This is a genomic window from Streptomyces sp. NPDC015125 (genome assembly GCF_043080045.1).
GTDB lineage: Bacteria > Actinomycetota > Actinomycetes > Streptomycetales > Streptomycetaceae > Streptomyces.
Window position 1 is genome coordinate 168,714 of the sequence record NZ_JBIBVF010000006.1, and the last position, 16,863, is coordinate 185,576.

Annotated in this window: 18 protein-coding genes and 2 pseudogenes; 7 read left to right on the plus strand and 13 right to left on the minus strand. The window is 69.4% G+C overall.

The features are described 5' to 3' along the window. The first annotated feature begins 118 nt into the window (after positions 1–118). Together ACF088_RS16680 and ACF088_RS16685 are read left to right on the plus strand one after the other, a co-directional pair. Complete coding sequence (locus tag ACF088_RS16680; protein WP_392376487.1) at positions 119–319, plus strand: hypothetical protein; 201 nt, start codon at positions 119–121, stop codon at positions 317–319. An 18-nt stretch (positions 320–337) separates the two neighbouring features. Next, complete coding sequence (locus tag ACF088_RS16685; RefSeq protein ID WP_392376488.1) at positions 338–490, plus strand: hypothetical protein; 153 nt, start codon at positions 338–340, stop codon at positions 488–490. Positions 491–637: 147 nt separating this feature from the next. Here the strand turns inward: ACF088_RS16685 and ACF088_RS16690 are convergent, their stop codons facing one another. Continuing rightward, entirely contained in the window at positions 638–1,240 is a 603-nt protein-coding gene (locus tag ACF088_RS16690) for a helix-turn-helix domain-containing protein (protein WP_392376489.1), read from the minus strand. 339 nt (positions 1,241–1,579) lie between these two features. Beyond that, a complete protein-coding gene (locus tag ACF088_RS16695; protein WP_392376490.1) occupies positions 1,580–1,993 on the minus strand; it encodes an ATP-binding protein in 414 nt (137 codons plus the stop codon). Positions 1,994–2,104: 111 nt separating this feature from the next. Between ACF088_RS16695 and ACF088_RS16700 the strand changes: the two are divergent. The 3 genes and pseudogenes from ACF088_RS16700 (at position 2,105) to ACF088_RS16710 (ending at position 3,564) form a co-directional block, all read left to right on the plus strand. Beyond that, positions 2,105–2,954: pseudogene (locus tag ACF088_RS16700) on the plus strand (helix-turn-helix transcriptional regulator). Further along, the gene (locus tag ACF088_RS16705; RefSeq protein WP_392376491.1) at positions 2,951–3,220 is read left to right on the plus strand and encodes a DUF397 domain-containing protein; all 270 of its coding nucleotides are present in this window, start codon (positions 2,951–2,953) and stop codon (positions 3,218–3,220) included. The pseudogene ACF088_RS16700 and the gene ACF088_RS16705 overlap by 4 nt, the downstream one beginning before the upstream one ends. 74 nt (positions 3,221–3,294) lie before the next feature. Next, positions 3,295–3,564: a DUF397 domain-containing protein gene (locus ACF088_RS16710; protein WP_392376492.1), complete on the plus strand. Its 270-nt coding sequence runs from the start codon at positions 3,295–3,297 to the stop codon at positions 3,562–3,564. A 6-nt stretch (positions 3,565–3,570) separates the two neighbouring features. Here the strand turns inward: ACF088_RS16710 and ACF088_RS16715 are convergent, their stop codons facing one another. After that, complete coding sequence (locus ACF088_RS16715; protein ID WP_392376493.1) at positions 3,571–3,939, minus strand: cupin domain-containing protein; 369 nt, start codon at positions 3,937–3,939, stop codon at positions 3,571–3,573. Positions 3,940–3,988: 49 nt separating this feature from the next. Between ACF088_RS16715 and ACF088_RS16720 the strand changes: the two genes are divergently transcribed. After that, positions 3,989–4,843, plus strand: a complete 855-nt coding sequence (locus ACF088_RS16720; RefSeq protein ID WP_392376494.1) for a helix-turn-helix domain-containing protein — start codon at positions 3,989–3,991, stop codon at positions 4,841–4,843. Positions 4,844–4,932: 89 nt separating this feature from the next. Here ACF088_RS16720 and ACF088_RS16725 read toward each other — a convergent pair whose 3' ends face one another. The 9 genes from ACF088_RS16725 to ACF088_RS16765 form a co-directional block, all read right to left on the minus strand. Next, positions 4,933–5,961 carry a hypothetical protein gene (locus ACF088_RS16725; protein WP_392376495.1) on the minus strand — a complete coding sequence of 343 codons (1,029 nt, stop codon included), beginning with the start codon at positions 5,959–5,961 and terminating at the stop codon, positions 4,933–4,935. Positions 5,962–6,069: 108 nt separating this feature from the next. Next, the gene (locus ACF088_RS16730; RefSeq protein ID WP_392376496.1) at positions 6,070–7,203 is read right to left on the minus strand and encodes a methyltransferase domain-containing protein; all 1,134 of its coding nucleotides are present in this window, start codon (positions 7,201–7,203) and stop codon (positions 6,070–6,072) included. Positions 7,204–7,455: 252 nt separating this feature from the next. Beyond that, the gene (locus ACF088_RS16735) at positions 7,456–7,992 is read right to left on the minus strand and encodes a SigE family RNA polymerase sigma factor (protein WP_392376497.1); all 537 of its coding nucleotides are present in this window, start codon (positions 7,990–7,992) and stop codon (positions 7,456–7,458) included. 353 nt (positions 7,993–8,345) lie between these two features. Next, positions 8,346–9,512 carry a lipid-transfer protein gene (locus tag ACF088_RS16740; RefSeq protein WP_392376498.1) on the minus strand — a complete coding sequence of 389 codons (1,167 nt, stop codon included), beginning with the start codon at positions 9,510–9,512 and terminating at the stop codon, positions 8,346–8,348. Beyond that, on the minus strand, positions 9,509–9,901 hold the full coding sequence (locus ACF088_RS16745) for a MaoC family dehydratase (RefSeq protein WP_392376499.1): 393 nt from the start codon (positions 9,899–9,901) through the stop codon (positions 9,509–9,511). Before ACF088_RS16745 ends, ACF088_RS16740 begins: the two co-directional genes overlap by 4 nt. Next, positions 9,888–11,081 carry an acyl-CoA dehydrogenase family protein gene (locus ACF088_RS16750; RefSeq protein WP_392376500.1) on the minus strand — a complete coding sequence of 398 codons (1,194 nt, stop codon included), beginning with the start codon at positions 11,079–11,081 and terminating at the stop codon, positions 9,888–9,890. The genes ACF088_RS16745 and ACF088_RS16750 overlap by 14 nt, the downstream gene beginning before the upstream one ends. A 1-nt stretch (position 11,082) precedes the next feature. Beyond that, on the minus strand, positions 11,083–12,330 hold the full coding sequence (locus tag ACF088_RS16755; protein WP_392376501.1) for a bifunctional MaoC family dehydratase N-terminal/OB-fold nucleic acid binding domain-containing protein: 1,248 nt from the start codon (positions 12,328–12,330) through the stop codon (positions 11,083–11,085). Beyond that, on the minus strand, positions 12,327–13,580 hold the full coding sequence (locus ACF088_RS16760; protein ID WP_392376502.1) for an acyl-CoA dehydrogenase family protein: 1,254 nt from the start codon (positions 13,578–13,580) through the stop codon (positions 12,327–12,329). Before ACF088_RS16760 ends, ACF088_RS16755 begins: the two co-directional genes overlap by 4 nt. Positions 13,581–13,805: 225 nt before the next feature. Further along, on the minus strand, positions 13,806–14,111 hold the full coding sequence (locus ACF088_RS16765) for a hypothetical protein (protein WP_392376503.1): 306 nt from the start codon (positions 14,109–14,111) through the stop codon (positions 13,806–13,808). Positions 14,112–14,948: 837 nt separating this feature from the next. Between ACF088_RS16765 and ACF088_RS16770 the strand changes: the two are divergent. Further along, positions 14,949–15,800 (plus strand): annotated as a pseudogene (locus ACF088_RS16770) (bifunctional DNA primase/polymerase); the annotation flags it as partial. A gap of 216 nt (positions 15,801–16,016) precedes the next feature. Here the strand turns inward: ACF088_RS16770 and ACF088_RS16775 are convergent. Beyond that, a complete protein-coding gene (locus ACF088_RS16775; RefSeq protein WP_392376504.1) occupies positions 16,017–16,781 on the minus strand; it encodes a class I SAM-dependent methyltransferase in 765 nt (254 codons plus the stop codon). Positions 16,782–16,863 lie beyond the last annotated feature (82 nt).

Here is a 16,863-nt window from a genome sequence, read left to right on the forward strand (position 1 = left end):
AATTCTTCGCATGGGCGCCGGGGCGGTTGCTACCGCCGTACTCGCGGGCTGCCTCACCTTCGGTGCGGCAGCTCCCGCCTCTGCTGAATCGCCGTTCGAAGGCATCAAGTTAGCCTGTATGCACGGAAACCAGGACATGTGCGAGGCGGTCTACGACCAGAAGCCGATTCCCAAGAGCGTCAAGACCTGCCTGGTGAAGGGTGCCGTAGCCGGAGCGGCCGCCATCGTGATCGGCCGGATCAACAAGACGATCGCCAAGAAGCTGGCGAAGGAAACAGTCACCGCCGGCGCAGCGGCGTGCGTCGCCGCCATCACATAAAGAGCTGTCGAGGTCCTCATGAAGGTTCTGCTCTATGTCGTATGGGGTGTGAGCCTCATCCTGACCAGCAAGTACCTGATCGACCCCCTCTGGGGGCAACTGCTCTACACCTTTATTACCGCCGGAGCAGTGACCGCAATAGCATCGAAGATGGACAGCCGTAAAGAATAGCGGCACAGGCTGCGCTGGGGAAAGCATTCAACGACTGCCTTCCCCGGCGCAGTTGGTGTTTTTCCTGCGTCGGACCGGATGTAGCCCTGCCCCTGCCCCTGCCCCTGCCCCTGCTCGACGGCGTTGCACACATCGCGTCATTCGGGGTCAGGAAGCGGCCCGCTGTTCTGCTGCGGCCCCCTCTTCCACTGCTGCCGGATGGCGGCAATCACGGCAGCGGCCCGGGGCCGGAGCGCGGAAGGCGCGGTCGCAGCCGTCGCAGGTTTGGAGAGGTGCCGGGCGGGCGCGGGTGGGGGCGGCCGGGGATGCCGCCGGGAGAGGTGGGGGAAGCAACTCCGTGAGGCGGTGAGCGAGCAGTGCCGCCGGGTGACGCAGGGTGGGCGGCAGACCGGTGGCCAGGGCTCTGCGTACGGCGTCCGGAGAGGCGCCGCATTCCAGCCAGGCGGCGATGGGCGGGGTGAGCCGGTGGATGTCCCGTACGGAGAGCAGCAGGCGGGGATCATCGCGGCGGAGGTTCGCCAGGAGGGCGGCGGCCGGGGTGTGGTGCTCGCGGGTCGCGGGCTCCGGCAGCGACTGGATGTGGGCGGCGAGCCCGATCGCGAGGCCGGACAGGGACCGATGCTGGGCGAGATGATTGCCGACGATCGTGTAGCCGGGGTCCTGGTACTCGGTGACTTTGCGGACGCCGGCCGGGGATCGCCGAATCTCGTGCTGGGCGCGCGCAGGCGCATTAAGCTTCTGCTCAGCCATGGGGAAGCTCCTGACTTCCTCGTTGGTCAGGCCCTCGATCGGGATGCCAGTCCCGGCCGGGGGCCGTCGCATGTGTGCGGGTTTTTGGGGTTGTTGTTGCCGAGAGTGCATGGGTGAGGGCAGCGGAGGCGAGCCTTCCGGTCATGGATCACCCGAGCGAGTGACGACAGGGTGCACCGGGGTGGGTTCGGCTGGGTCGGGCCGGGTCGGGCTGGGTTGGACCGGTTTCTCTACCTGGGGTTATGGGTCTTTTACGGGCCGAAACTCCGGCCCACGGCACACCGGCGTCCGGTTTTCCGGCCTCCGGTTGACGGGCTGCCAGTCGTCTCACCCGCGGCCTCATCGGCCCCACATCGGTAGGTCGAATTCCGCCCAGACCGTTTTGCAGGGGAACGGCCCCCGGCAGGTACCCCAGCGGTCGGCGAGCGCTTCGACCAAGACCAGTCCGTGACCCGAATCCCGTAGACCTGACACCTGTGGGGCCGGGAGCCGGTCACCCCGCGCGTCCGTCACCTCGATACGGAGCGTGTCCGCGTCAGACAGGACGGCAAGGCGGAAATCGCGGCCCGGCACGCGCCCGTGCGTGGCGGCGTTCGCGGCCAGTTCGGCGATGACGTGGGCCGGTGATTCGAACGGCACGCCCCAGGAACGGAGTTGCTCGGTGGCGAGGAGCCGTGCGAGGCGCGCGCCCCGGCGGGTGGCGGAGAGCTGGACCTTGAACTGGAGCTTGTACTCGGCGATTTCCTGATTCATGTCACTCAGCGTGGTCGAGCCTGCTTACGCTGAATAGTGATGACGCCAGTACGCATGGTGATGTCCAGGATTTGTCCAGGGGCGTCCCTGCTGTCCAGGAGGTGGATTCGGATGAATGTTGACGGTGCGGAAGACGGGGGTTGGGAACTTGACCCGGAAGACGACGCACAGGCTGCCGTGGAGACGGTCGGGCGCCAGCTCAAGCTGTGGCGGGAGGCGGCAGGTCTGCGCCCAGCCGAGTTCGGGGCGGCTATCGGGTACGGGGAGAACCTGATCTACAAGATCGAGCGCGGTGTGCGGATCCCACGCCCGGAGTTCCTCGACAAGGCCGATGAGGTCTTAGGCGCGGGCGGCAAGGTCGCCGCGATGAAGAAGGACGTGGAGCAGGCCCGGTATCCGAAGAGGATTCGAGACCTGACGCGGTGGGAAGCCGAGATCGTCGAGCTGGGCGCGTATGGCAATCACAACCTGCATGGGCTGTTGCAGACGAAGGAGTACGCTCACGCATTGTTCGAGATGCGACGCCCTGCCTACTCGCCGGACAAAGTGGAACGCGAGGTGGCCGCGCGCATGGCTCGCCAGTCGATCTTCGCCCGGACTCCCGCACCGGCCCTCATGTTCGTCCAGGAAGAAGTGACACTGCGCCGCCCCATCGGAGGCACAATGGTCCTGCGACATCAACTCGAACGCCTGCTGGAGGTAGGTCGGTTGCGGAACGTCGAGATCCAGGTGATGCCGACGAACCTCGACGACCATGCCGGGATGGGCGGTGAGATCGAGATTCTGAAAATTCGGGGACGGTTCAGTGGTGGGACGCCCAGATGACCAGTTCAGCAGCCGTCTGATCTCCGGCCCGAAAGAGACCCGGATCCTCGAACTGCGGTATGGCATCATCCGGGCCCAGGCTCTCACGCCCCGGGAGTCGCTGGCCTTCATTGAGAAAGTGCTGGGAGAGACATGACCCTCAAGCCCTCTGCCGGAAAAGCCTCCGAGCTGGCGTGGACCAAGAGCAGCTACAGCGGCCAGGGCAACGGCAACGAATGCCTCGAAGTCGCCTGGCAGAAGAGCAGCTACAGCAACAGCAACGAGCGCGACGACTCCATCGAAGTGGCGTCCACCACCGACACCCTCCACATCCGCGACTCCAAGAACCCCCACGGCCCGCAGCTCCACCTCCGTCCCGCCGCCTGGGCCGACTTCGTCACGTACGCCGCTGCCGGGAGCTGACACACACCAGAGAGCCTCGGGATCCTCGAACGCGGTATGCCGACGGCCTTCATCGAGAAAGCGCAGGGAGAGACATGACCCTCAAGCCCTCTGCCGGAGACGCTTCCGAACTGGCGTGGACCAAGAGCAGCTACAGCGGCCAGGGCAACGGCAACGAGTGCGTCGAAGTGATCTGGCAGAAGAGCAGCTACAGCGACAACGGCAACAGCAACGAATGCCTCGAAGTCGCCACCACCCCCGACACCCTCCACATCCGCGACTCCAAGAACCCCCACGGCCCGCAGCTCCACCTCCGCCCCGCCGCCTGGGCCGACTTCGTCGCCTACGCCGCTGCCGGGAGCTGACGCACGTCAAAGGGACTCGGGTGCCTTGCTCCTGGGTCCGCCCGCGTCACCCGTATTGAGCGTGCCGGCCGGTTCGAAGAGGAGGATGGCGGTCTCCTCCTCGGCCACCGGGCAGTGCTCGACGCCCCGGGGGACGACGACCAGTTCGCCGGGGCCGAGCACCACATCACCGGCCCTGAGCTGGAGGGTGAGCCGGCCGCTGATGACCATGATCAGTTCGTCGGTGTCGTCGTGCGTGTGCCAGACGAACTCCCCGTGCAGCTTGGCGAGTTTGACCTCGTAGTCGTTCAGGTCGGCGATCTTCTTCTGCGACCACAGGTCGCTGAACTGCGAGAGCTTGTCGGTCAGATGGACGGGAACGGGAGAGTTGGTCATGTCTTGAGACTGCCGTGCCCGTGCTCCGACGGTCTTGTACGTTCCTGGCATGACAGGAGGAGGCCCGCCCCGTACGACGATCAGCGCCTGGCGGCCGCCCGTCCCGGGCATAGCCGAGGTCTTCCACGCGCACTTCACCGAGCACGCGTACCCGTCCCACACCCATGACACCTGGGCCCTGATGATCCTCAATGACGGGGCGGTCGACTTCGCCTGTGACCGCCACCGTCATGGCGTGACCGGCTCCGACACGGTCGTCCTGCTGCCTCCCGGTGTAGCCCATGACGGCAGGACGGTCACCGCGGCGGGCTTCCGCAAGCGCGTGCTCTACCTCGACGCGGCCGTGCTCCCCGAGGACCTGACCGGCCGCGCGGTGGACGGTCCGGTCTTTGGTGATGCGCTGCTGCGGCACCGCATCCACCAGTTGCATACGTCCCTCGGTCACGCGGGCGACGTGCACGCGGGCGACCTGCCGGCGGGCGACGTGCCGGCCGGCGACGCCTTCGAAGCCGAATCCCGGCTGGCCTTCATCCGGGAACGGCTGCACTTCCACCTGGACGCGTTGCGGCCCCCTCGTACACCGGGCCGCGAGGCGAACCGGCTGGCTGCCGCCTTGCGGGAGCTGCTGGACGCCCGTCTGCCGGCCGGCCTGTCCCTGCGGGAAGCCGCCGCCGTCCTGCATGCGCACCCCACCCATTTGATCCGCTGCTTCAAGCAGACCTACGGCCTGCCGCCGCACACCTACCTGACCGGCAAACGCATCGAGCGGGCCCGCGGGCTCCTGCTCGACGGCAGGCGTCCGGCGGAGGTAGCGGGCACCGTGGGATTCCATGATCAAGCGCATCTGCACCGGCACTTCACCCGTCATGTGGGCACGACGCCCTCGCGCTACGCGGCCAGGTGAGGGCGGGCTCCCTGCCGCCGAGGGGGCGTCAGGTCACCCATGACGTCACGTGACATGGCGCGCTCCCCGCCCGCGCAGGATGAGTGGCTCTATCGTGCCGCCGGCTGGTGGAGCCAGGGCGTGCTGGTGGCCCAGAACATGACGTTGGCTCCGAGGGTGTTCGTGCCGAAATCGGTGAACTCTTGCCGGGTGTACGGCTTCTTCGTTGTGGGATTCTTGTATTCGAAGTCGGGTTCCTGTACGGCCATGGCCACGATCGGGAGCTTGCCGCGGTATTTCTTGAAGAAGGGGTATGAGTTTTCCATTTGTGCCGGGCGGTTCGGCAGGACGTCAGGTCCGCCCAGGCCGATGCCGTGCGCCTTGGCGAACTCGAAGGTGCGCTTCATATAGTTGCGGCTGTTGTTCCATTCACCCGGCCAGAAGTTGACGTACTGAATGAACTGCGTTTTGGTGAAGACCTTCTTGCCGTAAGCCATGTTGGCGAGTTCTGCCTTGAAGTAGGCATCGTGACTATATCCAGTACGGTCCTTCTTGGTGTCCACTCCGGTAGCGGTTTCCGGAAGGTTCACCCCGGCGAGGCGACCGTCGAATCGCTGCGCCAGCGCCTTCAGCAGATGCTGGAAACGGCCTCGCACCTGCGGGTTCCATTGCGCTGCGACCGCTCCGGGCTGACCGGGGCCAAGGCCGCTTTCGTTCGTTGTCGGAGCCGCGCCTCCCTTGTATTCCGGATCACGCAACAGATAGTCCGGAAGCCTGGTAGGCGGCGCAAAGAACCGGTCCTGGATCTGGATGAACAGCTTCTTGTGGCGGGGCTGCAAATAGTTCAGCACCCGGTCGATCTCCGAGAAATCGTACTGATTCTTCTTCTGCTCAAGCGCCTTCCACGGCACCACGAGCTGCACACCGGCGATATCGGGGCGATCAATCAGCGGTTTCACGTCTGTATCGAAATCACCAATGGATGCGTACAAGTAGTTTTCCGCTGCCTTGTTGCCGAGCGCTGAGGCGGAAGCCTTGCCAGACGTCGGAGCGGGACCCGCGGCGGCCGTCGCGGCTACGCCCGCCAAGGTTATCGTCACGAGCATTCCGACACCGATGGCAATACGTTTGGACACCATGAACCCGAGCATGCGGCGCAGTTATTAGAGAGATGTAAGAACACCACGACCAACTACCTGGCCGGCTTCACCTCACAGGCATCTACCGCCGGACACGGCCCGAGGCCGTCAGACGAGGCTCACCTCGTGGCGTGTTCTCCGGCCGTCGGGAGAGATGCACAGCCGGTGTCTTTCGGTTCCGGGCCGGCCGGCGGACACGTACTCCTCGTGGGCCCGGACGACTTCGTCCCAGAGCCTCCTGGGGCCGTACTGCGCCACCGCGAACGTCGACGTCTGCCGTCCGTCGTAATCCACACCGGCCCAGCTCGTCGCCCGGTCGTCGGCCAACCACAGCCGGGTGTGCGCTTCTTGCACGCCGGTGTCCCACGCATGCCACACTCCCGGCACATGGAGGCCGATGTGCATCTGGGCATCGAGGTCGTTCCCGGCGACTGACCAAGGGGACAGCTCCGTCATGGAGCGCTCGGGGATCTGGTCGTCCCGCAGGATGTCGCGGTGCAGTTCGACATCGACCTGCTGGGCCCGCATGAGCATGAACGAGCCGTAGGGGACGAGCGAGCCCTCGGCTGTTCCGTCTGCTCGTACGGTGGCGATGAGCGTCCCGAAGTTGCACCACGCGGTGTCCCACGGCGTCACGAGGCGACCGCCGGGTGAGAGCTGCTCCAGCCAGGCGAGAGGCACGGTCCTGACGGAGCAGGTGGAGATGATCCGGTCGTAGGGCGCGTTCGGCCGCCAGCCGCCCGCGCCGTCCGCACAGACCGCCTCCGGCTGTTGTCCGCTCGCCTTCAGCGCTCGCCGAGCCTGGCAGATCAGGTCGGGGTCACCATCGAGTGATGTCACGTTCTCGGCGCCGAAGAGGAACGAGAGCAGGGCCGCGTGGAATCCGGTGCCGGTGCCGATCTCCAGCACGCGGTGACCCGGCTGCACATCGAGGTCCCTCAGCATCCGGACGACCATGCTGGGCATCGATGCGGAGGAGGACGGCACGAGACCGCCGTCGGACAGCTCGGCGAACCGGGTGACCAGAGGAGCGTCGCGGTAGGCCGCACTCCACCAACGATCGGGGTCTTGGTCCCGGTCGTACCGCTCGTAACTTCCCTTCCCGCCGCGCACCCACACCGTGGGCGGCAGAAAGAGATGGCGGGGCACGGCCTGCAGGGCCGCGCGCAGAGGGGCAGGGACGGGGGAACCAAGCACTTCGGCGATCTGCTCCAGCAGATCGCCGATGGCTTCCTCGGGCATCGGATGAGAGGTCAACGAGCCCGCTTCGGCCGCGGTGGTGGAGTCGGCTCCGGTGGAATCGACCGGCCCGGCTGCTGTCCGTCGTCTCCGATCGGGCTGCGATGTTTGCCCACTACCGCCCCCTTCGCCAGATGCCAGAGCCTCTGGGAGTGTATGAGCGGTCACAGCAGTGCCGGTAGGGCGCATGTGCGGACGGGTGCGCTCCCCTGACGTGCACCCCGACGGCGGGATCAGGCCGAAACGGCGAGGGATTCAGGCCGAGATCATCGCCAGCTCCGGGTCTTCCCGGAGTTTGGCCAGGGCGCGGGAGACGGCGCTCTTGACCGTGCCGATCGAGACCTCCATGACCTCGGCGGTCCGGGCCTCGCTGAGATCCTCGTAATACCTGAGGACGACCATGGCCCGCTGGCGGGCCGGCAGTCGCATCACCGCGCGCCACATCGCGTCGCGCAGGCCCTGGAGCTCGGCCGGGTCGGGCGCGGGCAGCGGGTCCGGCTCCGGCAGCTCGTCGACGGCGAATTCCTCGACCTTGCGCTTGCGCCACTGGGAGGTACGGGTGTTGATCAGCGCGCGGCGGACATAGCCGTCCAGGGCGCGGTGGTCCTCGATCCGGTCCCAGGCCACAAAGGTCTTGGTCAGTGCCGTCTGGAGGAGATCCTCGGCGTCGTTCGGGTTGGGCGACAGCGACCGCGCAGTGCGCAGCAGGACCGGCCCCCGGGCCCGTACATAGGACGAGAACGTCGGGAACACAGCGGCGGTCGAAGCGCTGGTGCACACTGGCGTGGTCATGGGCACCACGCTAGAAGCGAGGGTGGGGCGAGCGGATCGCCCCAAGGTGCCGAAGCGCCATCCCTCTCAAGTTGTAGGGGTGGAGCCGGCTCCACCTCCTCTGGGGGGACGGGGGCCGGCAGACCCCTAGGGTCCGGGATCATGGCGCGCACCGGCCCCGGAGGGGATTCGGGCGACGGGCCGCGGCCCCGTGCACGGCCGTAACCGGCGACGGGCCCCGCCCCGGACACGGCCCCACCGGTGGCCGACTTCGCCCCGGACACGGCCCTACCCGTGACCGACTTCCGCCCCGGACACGGCCCTGACGGCGACGGGCCTTCGCCCCGGACACGGCCCCACCGGCGAGGGGCCGTTCAGCCGTCCGCGCCCAGGATCAGCCCCGAGGTCGGGACCCCGGTCCCGGCCGTGACCAGGACATGAGCGGGGCTCCCGGCCTGGTTGACCGAGGTGCCGCGGAGCTGGCGGACGGCCTCGGCGATGCCGTTCATGCCGTGCAGATAGGCCTCGCCGAGCTGGCCACCGTGGGTGTTCAGGGGGAGGGTGTCCGCGGCGACGAAGTCCGAGGCCTCGCCCGGGGCGCAGAAGCCGAACTCCTCCAGCTGCATCAGCACGAAGGGAGTGAAGTGGTCGTAGAGGATCGCGACGTCGATATCGGCGGGGGCAAGGGCGGCGGTGCGCCAGAGCTGGCGGGCGACCACGGTCATCTCGGGGAGGCCGGTCAGGTCGTCGCGGTAGAAGCTGGTCATCTGCTCCTGGGCGCGGCCCGCGCCCTGCGCCGCGGCCGTGACCAGCGCCGGCGGGTGGGGCAGCGCGCGGGCCCGCTCGGGCGAGGTCACCACGATCGCCTGGGCACCGTCCGTCTCCTGGCAGCAGTCCAGCAGCCGCAGCGGCTCCACGATCCAGCGGGAGGCGGCGTGGTCGGCGAGGGTGATGGGCTTGCGGTAGAAGTACGCGGCCGGGTTGCGGGCGGCGTGCCGCCGGTCGGTGACCGCGACCGGGCCGAAGGCGTCCGGGGTCAGCCCGTAGGTGTGGAGGTAGCGCTGGGCGGCCATCGCGACCCAGGAGGCGGGGGTGAGCAGGCCGAAGGGGAGGTTCCAGCCGAGCGCCGCGCCCTCCGCGGTGGGCTCCCGCTGCTGTACGCCGGAGCCGAAACGGCGGCCCGAGCGCTCGTTGAACGCGCGGTAGCAGACGACGACTTCGGCCAGGCCGGTGGCGACCGCCAGGGCCGCCTGCTGGACGGTGGCGCAGGCCGCTCCGCCCCCGTAGTGGACCCGGGAGAAGAAGGACAGCTCGCCGATGCCGGCCGCCTGCGCGACGGTGATCTCGGGGTTGGTGTCCATGGTGAAAGTGACCAGGCCGTCGACGTCCGCGGGAACCAGCCCGGCGTCGTCCAGGGCGGCGCGTACGGCCTCGACGGCGAGCTTCAGCTCGCTGCGGCCGGAGTCCTTGGAGAACTCGGTCGCGCCGATCCCGGCGATGGCGGCCCGGCCGCCGAGGGAGTCGGAGCGGTGGACGCTCATGCCGTGCCCTCCGGGAGGCTGACGGTCACCGTGCCGGTGACGTGGTGGCCGATGCCGTTCGCTCCGACGATCCGCACCACCGCAGTACCGTGCGTCACTTCGGTGATCGTTCCGCTCAACACCATGGTGTCGCCCGGATAGTTGGGGGCGCCGAGCCGGATGGCGACCTTGCGCAGGGTGCAGCGCGGCCCGAAGTGGTCGGTGATGTAGCGGCCGACGAGTCCGTTGGTGGTCAGGATGTTCATAAAGATCTCCGGGGAGCCCTTTTCCCGGGCCGCCTCGGTGTCGTGATGCACGTCCTGGTAGTCGCGGGAGGCGATCGCCCCGGCGACGATCAGGGTGCGGGTGAGGGGGATGGTGAGCTTCGGCAGCTCGTCACCGGCCTTCATCGGGCCTCCTTCCGGTCTCCTTCTCCTTCTCCTTCTCCTTTGGGTCTTCGCCGCCCCTAGGTGGTGATGTCAGCAACTCCCCCAATTCGTCCAGGATTTCGGCCCCAGACCCCAGATACCCGGCCAGCTGTCTGCCCCACAGGAAGTGCCGGTGGACGGGGTGGTCGACGTCGGCGCCGATGCCGCCGTGCAGATGCTGGCCGGTGTGCACGACGCGGGTGCCCGCCTCGGATGCCCACCAGGCGGCGGTCAGCGCATGCGGCCCGGCGTCCAGGCCCGCGTCCCGGCGCCAGGCCGCCTCGTAGGCGGTGACGCGGATGGCCTCGGTGTCCATGCAGGCGTCGGCGGCGCGCAGTTGCACACCCTGGTTCGTGGCGAGCGGGCGGCCGAACTGCTCGCGGGTGGTGGTGTGGGACACCGCCCGGGCCAGGGAGCCGGCGCAGACCCCGGCCTGGAGGCCGGCGAAGGCGGTGCGGGCCAGGGCCAGGACGTCGGCGTAGGGGGCGGTGTGGGTGTCCGCGTGGGTGTCGGCGTACGTGGCCTGCGGCCGGTGGGAGGCGGCCCGCCGGTGGGAGGCGGCCCGCCCGTTCAGGCCTTCGGCGAGGGCGTCGTCCAGGGTGAGCCGGCCCGCCGACCACGGGGCGGTCGTCTCGACCGGTTCCCGCCGCACCCCGGCGTCGTCGGTGCGTACGAGCCACAGCGTCCGCGCCGTCCCGTCCGGCACCAGTACATGGGTGGCCTCGCGCAGCCACGGCACCACGGGGACGGTGCCGGTCAGCCGCGCCGTACCGTCCGCCGTGCGCTGCTCGGCCCGTACGCCGCCGCGCCGCGCCGGAAACGCCCCGGTGGCGACCGCGTCGCCGTCCCGCAGCGCGGGCAGCAGCCGCGCCCGCTGTTCCGGGCCGCCGTGCGCACCGATCGCCAGCAGTCCGTACACACAGGTCGCCGCGAACGGCACCTGCGCCGTCGTGCGCCCCTGCTCCTCCAGCATCAGCACGAGTCCGAGCAGGCCGGTCTCCTCCACCGCGCCCGGCAGACCTGCCGCGCACAAGGCCTTCCACAGCGTGGCGTCCGTGCCGCCGCCGCAGACGGCGAGGCGCTCCGGCGTGGACAGGTCGCCGAATATCTGCGCCGCCAGCTCGCGGGCCGCCGCCTGCTCCGGCGTGGGAGTGAAGTCCATGTCACCCCTCACCGCCCTCTGCCGCGCGGAAGACCGGAAGCTCCAACTCCTCGTCGGCGCGCAGGAATTCGAGCTGTACGGGCGCCCCTATCCGCACCTTGTCGGCGGGGACGCCCACGACATTGCTGACGATCCGCACCCCCTCCGCGAGCTCGATCAGCCCGACCGCGTAGGGACCGGGCCCGTCCGGGTGGGGGCCGGGCCCGTCTGCGTGGGGGCTGGGCGCCTCTGCACGGGAGCCGCCGGGGGCATGCGCCTGAGGGCCGGGCCCATCCGTGTCGGGGCCGGGCCCGTCCGTGTCGTGCTCGGGCACCGTGAACTCGGGCACCGTGGACTCGGGCACCGTGGACTCGGGCACCGTGAAAGCAGGGAAGGACGGGTGGTGCATCACGACGTAGGAGAAGACCGTTCCCGCGCCGCTCGCCTCGACGGTGTCCCACTCCGCTGACCCGCAGGCATTGCACCCCGGCAGCCAGGGGAAACGCAGCGTCCGGCATTCCGTGCAGCGCTGGATCAGCAGCCGATGCCCGGCGACGCCCTCCCAGAAGCCGGCGTTGTCGCGGTTGACGACGGGACGGGGCCGTCGGGCCCGGGGCTGCTGGGATGCTTCCGGCTTCTGGGGCACATGCCCCTTCTGGAGCACATGCGCCTTCTGGGATGTCTGCGCCTGCTGGGATCTCTGCGCCTGCTGAGGTGCCCGTACCCGCCGAGGTGCCCGTACCTGCTGAGGCGCCTCCACCTGCTCGTCCGTCTTGGGGCCCCGTGCCGCCGGGGCGTACTTGAGGACCCGGAAGCGATGTGTGCCGGCCGGTTCGCCGTTCGCGCGGATATCCATCCGCGTCGTAATGAAGTGCCCCGTCCCCAGCTTTGTGGTCTTGCGCTCCGATACCGACTCGATCACCGCGTCGAAGGTGATCCGGTCACCGGGGCGCAGCGTCTGCAGATACTCCTGCTCGCAGTCGGTAGCGACGATGGAGGTGTACCCGGCGCCGTCCAGCAGTACGGACAGTTCGCCGTACGCCCCCGAGCGGTCGGTGTGGCCGGAGAGGCCGCCCATGGTCCAGGCCTGCAGCATGGCCGGCGGGGCGATGGCGTCCGGCCCCCGGTAGGCGGGGTTGGTGTCGCCCACGGCCTCGCACCAGTGCCGGATCATCGGCTCGTTGACCAGGTCCTTTCCCACGCCGGCGGTCCCGGTCGGCCGGCCCTCGTAGGCCTTGAGCTGCTCGTGGGTGAGCTGCACCGCGCTCATCGCCGCCCCCTCCGCATCCCCAGCCGCATCGTCGCGACGATCTCCCGCTGGACCTCGCTCACTCCGCCCCCGAAGGTGTTGATCTGCGCCGCGCGGTTCATCCGCTCCAGCTCGCCGCCCCCGAAGGCGCCCGGCGATCCGGCCCGCACCAGGGCGGCATGGCCCACCACTTCCTGGCACATCCGGTAGACCTCGACGGCGCTCTCCGTCCCGGCGAACTTGACGCCGGCGGCGTCGCCGGGCCCGAGTGTCCCGGCGCCCACGTCATCGACCAGCCGCCAGTTCAGCAGCCGGGTGGCGGCCAGCCGGGCGTGCGCCTCGGCGAGCCGGGACCGCACCCATGGACGGTCGGCGGGCCGCTCACCGGTCTCCGCATCCGGCGTACGGGCATGAGCCAGCGCGGCCTCGAAGGCATCCTCGGCCTGCATGCCGATGGCGGCCAACGCCACGCGCTCATGGTTGAGCTGATGCGTGATCAGCTTCCAGCCGGCGTTCTCCTCCCCTACGAGATTCCCGGCCGGGACGCGGATGTCGTCGTAGTAGGTGGCGGTGGTCGTCAGCCCGCCGACCGTCTCGATCGGTATCCAGGAGAAACCGGGGGCGTCGGTGGGCACGAGGATGATCGAGATGCCTTTGTGCTTGGGGGCGTCGGGGTCGGTGCGGCAGGCGAGCCAGATCCAGTCGGCCCGATGGGCGTTGCTGGTGAAGCTCTTGGCACCGTTGATCAGCCAGTGGCCGTCGCCACCGCCCGCCCCACTCGTCGCGCCTCTCGTAGCGCCTCTCGTAGCGCCTCTCGTAGCGCCTCTCGTCGCGCCGCTGGTCGTGGCTCTCGCCGTGCCTCTCGTCGCGCGGGTGCGGAGCGCGGCGAGGTCGGTGCCGGCCTCGGGTTCCGTATAGCCGATCGCGAAGACGAGCTCACCGCTGAGGATCCGCGGCAGGAAGTAGTCCTTCTGGCGCCGGGTGCCGTATTTCATCAGGGTCGGGCCGACGGTGTTGAGGGTGACCATCGAGACCGGGGCGCCCGCGCGGTACGCCTCGTCGAAGAAGACGAACTGTTCGTCGGGGCCGCGGCCCCGCCCTCCGTACTCGGTCGGCCAGCCCAGTCCCAGCATGCCGTCGGCGCCGATCCGGCGGAGCACCGCCCGCTGCTGGACGGGGTCCTCGACCGGCCCGTCCGGCAGTACCTCGCGGAAGTACGAGCGGAGTTCGGTGCGCAGCTGCTCCTGGCGCGCGGTGGGGGCGAGGTGCACGTCGGCGGCTCCCCTTCTGGTGGCCGTACGTCCGGTGCGCAGGGTCCCGGCGGACGAACGCAGGGTCCCGGCGCATGAACGAGCGAGCGGGTTTCTGACTGTCCGTCAGAAACCCGCTCGCTGTCAAGGTCGGCGCAGTGAACCCCGGAGAAGCCCCATTCTCTCCGTACCGCCCTGACGTATCACCCCTCGGTCAGTCGCCGCGTCCCCTTGCGGCGGGCCGGGTCACCAGAGGTTGGTGAAGTTGACGGTGGCGTTGGTCTGGTCGATACGCGTGGGACCGGAGCCGTTCACGCTCGCGGTGTTGTTCTGATTGGAGGCACCGGCACCATTGGCGACTTGCTGGCCGGTGGTCGAGTTACCGAAGTTGCTGCCACCGACACCGGTTCCCGTCTGGCTCGTCGCCGCCGAGCTCGACCCGCCCGTCGCAAAGCCGCCGTTGTCGGCCTGCGCCACGCCCGTGAAGAGTGCAGCCGCGAAGGGCAGTGCGGCACCAATGGCGATGACGCGGGCGGTACGGGTACTTGCCATGTCTCTTCCTCCTACGGAACACGACTACTGGATCACTTGGGTCGCTTGGATCGCTTGGATCGCTTGGATCGGTCGGGTTGCTTGGATCGCCGGACCACTCGGATCGCTTGGGTCGCTTGGGTCGCTTGGACGTTCAGGTCGTTCAGATCGTTCAGATCGTTCAGGTCGTTCAGATCGTTCAGATCGCTTGTATCGATGGAACTCCGCTTGCTCACCGGGCAGTTGGCCGACCACCGCGATGCTTGCTTCGACGTCGTGCACTCAGGCTTGCCCATGAATCCCCGGCGAACCCGCCACGAAGAGGCGATTCCCCCGCAAGCATGAGGGACCCCGGGTAAACCCCGGCCGTCGCACGACCTCCCCACCAGCAGCCCCTGCCGACACAGCACCCCGCCACGACCCGCCCTCCACGCGCTCCGCGCGCCCCACGCGCCCGGCCGCCGCAACCGGCGCACAGGCCGGTTCCCGCACGCCCCCCTTCCCTTCGTCGAACATTCGTACGAAACTAGATCCATGGCCTTGCACCGCCGCCATGGACGCCCCACCGGAACACCGACCGGCAGACCGGCCGGCCCGCCGCACACCGGCACACCGGCCCGCACACCAGCAGACCCACCGCACACCGGCACACCGGCCTGCACACCAGCAGACCCGTCGAACGCCGGGACACCCACCGGCCCGTCGACGGAGGGCCGGCCCGAGCCGCCACCCCTCGGCCTCCTCCGCCCCACCGGGTCCACCGGGTCCACCGGATCCACCGGATCCACCGGATCCACCGGATCCACCGGGCCTTCCGGACCCACCGGGCCTTCCGGACCCACGGATGCGCACGCCGCCGCCCTCGCCCATGCCCTCCTTGCCGCGGAGCGCGGCTACCCCGTCTTCCCACTGACCCGCAACAAGCTTCCAGCCCTCCGGTCCCCGCACCGCGGGCATCCCGAGGTCCCGCCCTGCCGCGGCGAGTGCGGCCGCCTCGGGCACGGCGTACACGACGCGAGCACCGACCCCCTCGCCGTCCGCCGTATGTTCGCCGCCGCCCCTTGGGCCACGGGCTACGGCCTCGCCTGCGGGCGGCCCCCGCACCACCTCATCGGCATCGACCTCGACACCAAACACGGCGCCGACGGCCTGACCGCCCTCCGGTTCCTCGCCGAACAGCACGACTTCCCGATCCCGCCCACGGTCACGGTGCTCACCCCCAGCGGCGGCCGCCACCTCTGGCTCACCGGCCCGCCGTCCCCCGTCATTGCGAATTCGGCCGGCCGGCTCGCGCCCGGCATCGATGTCCGCGGCGCGGGCGGCTATCTCGTGGGCCCCGGCTCACTCACCGTCCACGGGCGCTACGCCCTGGCGCCGGACGCACCGCAGCGCCCCGCCGCCGTGCCGGATGCCCTGCTCGCGCTCCTCACGGCCCCGCCCCCGTCCGCCCGCCGCGAGCCCCCGACCGGCGTCCCGCCCCAGCCCGCCGCGGCGCTCGTACGCTTCGTCCGCACCTCCCCGGCCGGTCAGCGCAATGCCCGCCTCTTCTGGGCCGCCTGCCGAGCCGACGAGTCCGGCCTCGGCCAGGAACTCGCCGCCCGGCTGCTGGAAGCCGCCCGCCACACCGGCCTGTCGGCCCAGGAGGCACGCGCCACAATCGCCTCGGCGGCCCGCCACCGGCAGGAGGGAGGCCGGCGCGGGAGCCCGTAGGGGAAGGAACCGGGCGCAGGAGCCCGTAGGGGAAGGCAGGGCATCGGGAACCCGTAGGGGAAGGCAGGTAACGGGAACTCGTAGGGGAAGGCAGGTGTCGGGAACCCGTAGGGGAAAGAAGCCGGGCGCAGGAGCCGTAGGGGGCAGCGGAGGGCCGATAAGGGCAATCGAGGCGATAGGGGCAGAGGGAGGGGCGGGCACCGAAGGACCAAAAGCTCAGCTGCGGCGACGACGCGCCTCGATCAAGAACCGGGCCGTATGCGCCACGAACGCCCCCTCCGCACGGATCACCTCATCCAACTCCCGCAAGCGCTCCCGGTATTGCGCAACCGTGAACCCGGGAACCATCCACACCACCTTGCGCAGGAAGTAGATGACCGCCCCGATGTCGAAGAACTCGGTCCGCAGCGACTCCGCGCGCAGATCGACCACCTCCAGGCCGGCTGCCTCCGCCGCCCGGCGCGCATCCTCGGGGTGACGGGCCCGCCGGACGTGCTCCGGCTGCGGCCCCAGAAAGTACTCGACCAGCTCGAACACGCTCGCCGGTCCGACCTGCTGGGAGAAGTAGGTACCCCCCGGCCGCAGCACGCGGGCGACCTCCTCCCACCACACGGTCACCGGATGACGACTCGTCACCAGATCGAAGGCCGCGTCACCGAACGGCAGCGGCGGCTCGTCCGCGTCGGCCACCACCACCGCGCCCCGCGGGTGCAACAGCTCCGTGGCCTTGGCGACATTCGGCGGCCAGGACTCCGTCGCCACCATCACCGGCGGTAGCTCCGCCGCCCCGGCGAGCACCTCACCGCCACCCGTCTGGATGTCCAGCGCCGCCGACGCCCGCGCCAACCGCTCGCTCATCGCCCGCTGATAGCCCCACGAGGGCCGCTCTTCCGTGGCCCGCCCCGCCAGCCACGAGAAGTCCCACCCCTCGACCGACACGGCATCGGCTTCGGCAACCAGCTCCTCAAATGATCGCGTCATCCCCCCACTCTCAACGCCGAAGGACCGCCTGGCCAACGATTTACTCCCGGCCCCCCGCCCCGCCCCCCGGCTTCCGCCCCCG